The sequence below is a fragment of the Chitinophagaceae bacterium genome, from assembly GCA_030053935.1.
GTDB lineage: Bacteria > Bacteroidota > Bacteroidia > Cytophagales > JASGCU01 > JASGCU01.
Genome location: JASGCU010000030.1, coordinates 18057 through 24702 on the forward strand (window position 1 = coordinate 18057; position 6646 = coordinate 24702).

Annotated in this window: 6 protein-coding genes and 1 pseudogene; 5 read left to right on the forward strand and 2 right to left on the reverse strand. The window is 31.1% G+C overall.

The features are described from left to right. The 4 genes from QM536_04690 to QM536_04705 form a co-directional block, all read left to right on the forward strand. Positions 1-261, forward strand: a 261-nt coding sequence (locus tag QM536_04690) for a hypothetical protein (GenBank protein ID MDI9356311.1), incomplete at its 5' end; no start/stop codon positions are given. Further along, entirely contained in the window at positions 258-668 is a 411-nt protein-coding gene (locus QM536_04695) for a nucleotidyltransferase substrate binding protein (GenBank protein MDI9356312.1), read from the forward strand. The genes QM536_04690 and QM536_04695, both read left to right, overlap by 4 nt. After that, a complete protein-coding gene (locus QM536_04700) occupies positions 665-976 on the forward strand; it encodes a nucleotidyltransferase domain-containing protein (protein MDI9356313.1) in 312 nt (103 codons plus the stop codon). The genes QM536_04695 and QM536_04700 overlap by 4 nt, the downstream gene beginning before the upstream one ends. A gap of 12 nt (positions 977-988) precedes the next feature. Next, positions 989-3547 carry a DEAD/DEAH box helicase family protein gene (locus QM536_04705; protein MDI9356314.1) on the forward strand — a complete coding sequence of 853 codons (2559 nt, stop codon included), beginning with the start codon at positions 989-991 and terminating at the stop codon, positions 3545-3547. 34 nt (positions 3548-3581) lie between these two features. On the opposite strand, the gene QM536_04710 is transcribed toward QM536_04705, so the two are convergent. Further along, positions 3582-3695 carry an IS1 family transposase gene (locus QM536_04710; GenBank protein MDI9356315.1) on the reverse strand — a complete coding sequence of 38 codons (114 nt, stop codon included), beginning with the start codon at positions 3693-3695 and terminating at the stop codon, positions 3582-3584. Between the two features lie 69 nt (positions 3696-3764). Continuing rightward, a pseudogene (locus QM536_04715) lies at positions 3765-3869 on the reverse strand (IS1 family transposase). A 327-nt stretch (positions 3870-4196) separates the two neighbouring features. Here QM536_04715 and QM536_04720 point away from each other — a divergent pair. Then, positions 4197-6539 carry an MMPL family transporter gene (locus tag QM536_04720; protein MDI9356316.1) on the forward strand — a complete coding sequence of 781 codons (2343 nt, stop codon included), beginning with the start codon at positions 4197-4199 and terminating at the stop codon, positions 6537-6539. Positions 6540-6646 lie beyond the last annotated feature (107 nt).

A 6646-nucleotide genomic window follows, 5' to 3' on the forward strand; every position in this document is an offset into this window, starting at 1 on the left:
GAAGCTCTTTTACAGATATGGGAGCAGATGAAAGCAAAAAGTTTCTTGAATTACAATGTAGATATTAAAAAGCAAGACGAACATTTGGAAGCATTTAAAACACTGAGCTTAGCCGAGCAGAAGCAACACCTTTACGAACTGTTAGACAAAAATCAATTATATGTCAACCTTTCTTCGCTGCATGATGCTGACTTTGCCTGCACCGAAGAAGAAAAGAAAGTAACGAAAGATTTTTATCAAATAAAAAAAGAAAAAGTATGAATCAAGATATGAGATGGTATCAGCGTTTTGAAAATTTTCAAAGAGCTATAAAACTATTGCAAGAAGTACCCGAATTGGACATAAATAAACTTTCTTATTTAGAAAAGGAAGGAGTCATACAGCGTTTTGAGTTTACATTAGAGTTAGCTTGGAAAACTCTAAAAGACAAAATGGAATTTGATGGTATAATTTTGGATAAAATTTCACCCAAAATGGTTCTTAAAGAAGCTTTTAAAACAAAATATATAAATAATATTGAACTTTGGCTCGATATGATTGATGACAGAAACTTACTAAATCATACCTATGATTTTAAGGTTTTTGAAGAAATAATACCCGATATTCAATTAAAATATACACCCCTTTTGTCTGACTTATACACCACATTGATAGAATCTCAGGTATGAATACATTTGGCATAAACGACTCATCCATGGCTATTTTAAAAACCATTTTTGCAAAACACGAAAAAGTGTCTAAAGTGATTGTATACGGCTCTCGTGCAAAAGGTACCAATACCGATAGAAGTGATGTAGATTTGGTTATTTGTAATAGTAATATAGATAGACATCAGTTAGGCAGATTAATTTTGGATATTAGTAACAGTAACTTCCCTTACACAATTGATATTCAGATATATGAACATTTAAAAAACAAAAAATTAATAGAGCATATAAACAGAGTAGGAAAAACTTTCTATAATAAACAACAATAAACAATCTAAACAATGACATTTTTACACACTCTATTTAATAATTCTATTGCTAAGCGAACCTTAGCAGAAATTTCTTTACCAAACTATATGGTAGATAATCTTCGATTTGAAATAAGACCATATCAAAAAGAAGCATTTAAACGCTATATATATTTGGATATGGAAAATTTAGAGGAGAAACCACGAAAACCCTATCACTTGCTTTACAATATGGCAACAGGAAGCGGTAAAACATTGATAATGGCAGGTTTGATGTTACACCTTTACAAAAAAGGCTATCGTAATTTTTTGTTTTTTGTTAATTCAAACAACATTATCAAAAAAACAAAAGACAATTTCCTTAATCCTCAATCTTCCAAATATTTGTTTAACAACAAAATAGTAGTTGATGGTAAAGAAATCTATATTAAAGAAGTAGAAAATTTTGATGAAGCAGATAATCAAAATATCAATATCAAATTTACTACCATTCAGCAATTGCACATTGACCTAAATACCACCAAGGAAAACAGCATAACCTACGAAGATTTTAAAGACACAAAATTGGTCTTGATCGCTGACGAAGCCCATCACTTAGTAGCAGGCACAAAATCAGGTAATGTGTTTGGCAGCTGGGAAGACACCGTAAAGAAAATTCACGATTCTAATTTTGAAAATATCTTACTCGAATTTACAGCAACAATTGACACAGACACAATAGAATTAGTAAAGCATTATCAAGATAAAATAATTTTTAAATACGACCTTGCAGAGTTTCGTAAAGACAAATATTCCAAAGAAATAAACCTTATCCGTTCTTTGTACGACGAGCAAGATAGAGTTATTCAAGCATTGATTTTGAACTTGTATCGTCAGGAATTGGCAACTTCAAATAATATCAATTTGAAGCCCGTGATTCTATTCAAAGCAAAAAAAACCATTGCCGAATCCGAGCAGAACAAAACAAATTTTCACAAACTGATAGACGATCTTTCAGCTAACATGGTAGATAAAATCCAAAAAACCTCTACTATTCCTATCGTTCAAAAGGCATTTCGTTTTTTGGGATCCAAAGGTATTTCAGATAGTGAAATAGTAAAACGCATTCAATCCCATTTCAGATTTGAAAATTGTCTGAGTGCCAATAATGACCAAGAAGCCGAACAAAACCAAATACTGCTCAACACCTTAGAAGATGAAAATAATCCAATCCGTGCCGTTTTTTCCGTTCAAAAACTAAACGAAGGATGGGACGTATTAAATTTGTTTGACATAGTTCGCTTATACGAAGACCGAGACGTAAAAGATGGTAAACCAGGGAAAACTACTCTTTCTGAAGCCCAGCTCATTGGACGTGGTGCAAGGTATTATCCTTTTACTCTACAAGAAGGGCAAGATAAGTTTACCCGAAAATTTGACGATGATATTTCTAACGACTTGAAAACCTTAGAAGAATTGTATTATCACACCAAAGAAGACAGCCGTTACATTTCGGAACTGAAGAAAGCCCTTGTGGAATCAGGTATTTATGAGGATGATGCAAATAAGATAAAACTCGATCTATTTCTAAAAGAAGAATTTAAGAAAACAGATTTTTACAAGAATGGGCAGGCTTTTTTTAACAAAAAAATTCCAAAAAATTTCGATAACATAAAATCATTTGCGGACTTAGGAGTTAAAAAAACAAATTACCGACACACTTTATCTTCGGGAATTGGAAGAATGTCCATTGCATTAGGTTTTGAATTAGAAAATCCAACATCTGCAAATGAAATTGTAAAATCAAAAGATGTTACATTAAACACAATTCCCAAACACATAATTCGTTTTGCACTCAGCCAAAACCCATTTTTCTATTTTGAAAGAATATCACATTACTTTCCACGTGTAGATTCGCTTTCCCATTTCATTGAAAACAGAGAATATTTAGCAGGTTTAGAAATCACATTTAACGGCACAGCAAACCGACTAAAAGAAATAAGTCATTTCGATTATTTGCAAGCCCTCAACGGTCTCTTGCAAAGTATAGAATCCGACATTAAGAGCAATTCTACCGAATACGAAGGTTCCAACTATATCAGAGAGCCAATTCACAAAGTGTTTAAAGACAAAGAAATAAGGGTTGACAAAAACAATGAACGAGCAAAGGGACAAGAAGATTTGGTAGCAAATAATTCTTGGTATGTTTACAATGCCAACTATGGAACAACCGAAGAGAAGAAATTTGTAGAACTTTTTGCCCGATTTTTTGAAAAACTAAATCAAAAGTTTGAAAACATTTACTTAATCCGAAACGAAAGAGAAATAAAAATATTCGACAAACTCGGACGAGCATTTGAACCTGACTTTTTACTATTCTGCAAACAACGAGACAAAGAACAAATAACTTTTCAGGTTTTCATAGAGCCAAAAGGAAGCCACTTGTTAGGATACGATGCATGGAAAGAATATTTTTTGAAAGAAATCAGAACCGAACAAAAAACAATTAAAATCCACACGGACACCTATTTGATAACAGCCATTCCGTTCTACAATTACGACAAGGAAAACGAATTTAAAACCACATTAGAAACCACATTAAACGGGTGGTGATTCAAAAAGTATGATAGATTAAATAAAGCCCCAATTAATATAAAAAATTGCTAAACAAAAGGCTTTCATTTTCTCTATGGTAGCAGTAAATAAGCCATTGTTTTTTCCCCTTGCTTCCTACATAAGTCCAAAACTCATCAACCTCCAAATAATCATAATGTTGCTGTTTAGGTATTATTACTTTTTCTGACTTGATAGGTCAAGGCATGACACCTATAAATTGCCTTCCACAGTCCTTACATAAATAATTTTGAACGCCATACGCTTTGATTCCGTTTTTTACTATATTTGTCCCTGTACAATGAGGACATTTTAGTGTAATTTCTATTTTTAAACATGATGCAACATTACACTAAATTCCTTATTGTATCATACTTTTTGAATTACCACCGATTTTCAAATATTTAATTTTTAGAACTCCCCTTCATATAATTCTTATCTTATTAATATTGTAACTACTCAGTTATTTTGTTTGCTTGATAATCAATAATCTTTGTTGCAATACATTATATTTTAATAGAAAATCAATATATTTTAATGTTTTTTATTCTTATAAAAATAAAAAAATAAAAATATATAATTATTCTGTAATTTTGTTTTTTTGGGAATATCGATTGCCTCAAAAGATACCTTACCTATAAATATAACAATGAAAATCATACCAAATATGTGGAAAATAGTATCCCAATATATTATAAAATGGAGAGTTTTTTTATTATCTCTTATTGCAATAATTACTGTATTCTTTGGAATATATGCTCCCCATTTGCAAATGTCTTACGACCTTTACAATATCGTTCCCAAAGACGATGCTGATTTACTCTATTTTGAGGGAGTCAAAAAAAAATTTGGAGAAGATGCAAATACTCTCGTAGTGGGAATAAAAGACAGCACTGTATTTCAACTTCGTCCTTTTACGTATTATAAAAATTTGGGAGAAACAATTCAATCCATGCCAGGAATATCAAAAGTAATTTCTTTGGGACAATTATTTTACATCAAAAAAAATGAAAATACTCGCTCTTTTGAGAATATTCCTTTTTTCCCAAGCATTCCCCATTCTCAATCACAATTAGATTCCATATTACAACAAGTATATTCTTATAAAATATACGATGGAAACGTCATAAATAGAGGAAATGAAGCAATACTTATGCTCATAAGTATAGAAAAAAAAATATTAGATTCCTCAGAACGAGATATTTTAATCCAATCCATTTCTGAAGAGTTAAAAAAGTTTGAAAGTCAAACCGGAATACAAGTTCATAAGGCGGGAATCCCCTATGTTCGCTATATTTATTCTTCTCAAATGAGCGGGGAGTTGATTCTCTTTACCTGTTTATCAGCATTTATTACCATATTCGTCATTTTTATCTTTTATAGGTCTGTTCGGTATGTTATGATACCTATTATTTTAGTAGCAGTAATCCTTATTTGGGTAATGGGAATGCTTGTGTTATTTGGTTTCAAAATAACACTCTTAACGGGTTTAATTATACCTCTTGTGGTGGTGATAGGTATTCCTAATGTCATTTATTTGACCAATAAATATCATTTTGAATATGCACTTTGTGGGGATAAACATGTAGCAATTTCGTCGATGATACAGAATATAGGAGTGGTCATCTTTATGACAAACTTTACAACAGCTGCAGGTTTCCTCACTTTGCTCACAGTAGATATAGATGTTTTGAAAGAATTTGGGTTGATTGCAGGAATAAACATAATAGCTGTTTTTCTGCTCAGTGCCATTCTGATACCTATTATATTTTATTATTTTCCTGCTCCCGAAGGAAAAGAATTACAGCATACGCAATGGAATCCTTTGCAAAAACTCATTCTCTTGATTACTCATCTTGTACAATTCCATTATAAAAAAATAATAATACTTTTTTTTATAGCATGTATGATAGGTTTTTATGGTTTATCAAAACTCTATCCCAATGCAAAATTAACTGATGATATTCCTCAGCAAAGTGAAGTGAAAGATGATATTTCTTTTTTGGAAACATATTTTAAAGGAACAATGCCCTTAGAACTCATCATAGATACAAAAGTAGAAAAGGGAGCTTTACAACTGCAAAATTTAGAAAAAATAGATGCTATAGAGCATTCTCTTAAACAACATCCTTTCATCGCTTCGCCTCTTTCGTTTGTATCTTTTGTAAAAACAATCAGACAAGGATTTTACAATGGTGACACCAATTTTTATAGTATTCCCGATAGCCGTGATAGGGTATTTATAGCAAAATACCTTCCCAGAAAAAATGATAATGTGCCTCTGCTGTATTCATTAGTAGATTCTTCATATCAAAAAGTGCGTATTTCATTGAGAATCAAAGACATAGGTTCTCAAAAATTAGATTCACTCATCCAATTTTTTATTTATCCAAAGATTACCGAAGTACTTGGCAATAGCAAAATAGATGCAGTTATTACGGGAACAAGTGTTTTATTTATCAAAGGAAATGAATTTTTGATACAAAATCTTTTTTCTAGTCTTCTATTAGCGTTTGGAATTATTACATTCCTTATAATAGCACTCTTTAAAAGTATAAAAATGACTCTTATTTCCCTTATTCCAAACTTTATACCATTAATTATGACCGCAGGTATTATGGGCTTTTCTGGTATTACCTTAAAACCCAGCACTATTATTATATTCAGCATAGCGTTTGGAATATCCGTAGATAATGCTATTCATTTTTTAATAAAATATAGAAATATTCTCAAAAAAGAGAAGCATTTAGACGTGAAGGCAATAGTTACTAAAACAATCCAAGAATCTGTTAACAGTATGATATATACGTCCATTATATTATTTTTGGGATTTATTATTTTTGTTTTTTCGAGTTTCCAAAGCACGTTTTATTTAGGACTGCTCATCTCTTCTACTCTCTTTATCTCTATGCTGAGTAATATTTTATTTTTACCATCAATAATAATATTTTCTTATAGTAAAAAAAATAAAACACTCCAAAAAAAATATTGAGAATAGAAATGGAAAAGATATTAAATTCTTCTATACCCGAATTTTCAGTTGTACTTCCCATACATAATCAAGAAGATATAATCACAAGAGTTCTTGAGGGTATAATA